The 651-nt window shown below is 66.5% G+C and carries 2 protein-coding genes; both read right to left on the bottom strand.

The window, feature by feature from the left end; translation table 11 throughout:
- A partial coding sequence (locus tag MKK75_RS08290; RefSeq protein WP_244042117.1) for a DUF3102 domain-containing protein occupies nucleotides 1-227 on the bottom strand: 227 nt, incomplete at its 3' end.
- 62 nt (nucleotides 228-289) lie between these two features.
- Nucleotides 290-651, bottom strand: a 362-nt coding sequence (locus MKK75_RS08285) for a hypothetical protein (RefSeq protein ID WP_244042116.1), incomplete at its 5' end; no start/stop codon positions are given.

The raw sequence follows: 651 nt of genomic DNA, 5'->3' as shown, positions 1-651 counted from the left end.
GAGTCGCCTTCGACGTGCCGGGCGATCCGCATGTAGAGCTGTGCCGTCCTGGGTGAGACGGTGGTGTTCAGCCGGAGCCAAGCATCCCAGCCGCCGTGCGGGACCGTCTCCTTGGCCTGGGCTAGCAACTTCCCGCACTCGACAGCGTAGCGGGCGCCCTCGCGCTTGGCGGCCTCGACACCGGCATGGGCCGCGTTAATCGCGCCGGCGATATTCGACTTCGTCATGATGACCTCCTTCATCAGCATGGATCGACCGGACCAATCCGAGATCGCCCGGACCTCGGGGTTCAATCACGGCGCGTCAGACTGACCTGCTGAACGTTGGTGCATCTAACGACCGTGATGCCGCCGCCGAGCATCTTGGCGGCCTGCTCCAGCACGTTGTCGACCTCCACGAGATGAACCATCGCGTGCTGGGCTGCGGGCGATGGCGCGTCGTGCCGGCGCTCGTCGGAGGTCAGGGCCTCTTCTGCCTCGCCAAGCGCGCCCTGCGCCTGCTCGATGAAGTTCAGTGCTTTAGCCTTCAGGGCCTCGGCCCGGTCCATGGCGGTCGGCAGCTTGGTGACGTTGGTCATGGTCGATCCCTTCTCCTGGGTGAGTCCGTAGGTCCGCACGGCGAGCGGCGAGGGAGGCGGCGACGAGCACCGCC

This window comes from Methylobacterium sp. J-030 (genome assembly GCF_022829545.1).
Classification (GTDB): Bacteria; Pseudomonadota; Alphaproteobacteria; order Rhizobiales; family Beijerinckiaceae; genus Methylobacterium.
The sequence above is the reverse complement of the archived record's forward strand: the minus strand, read 5'-3'. Positions and strand labels throughout refer to the sequence as shown.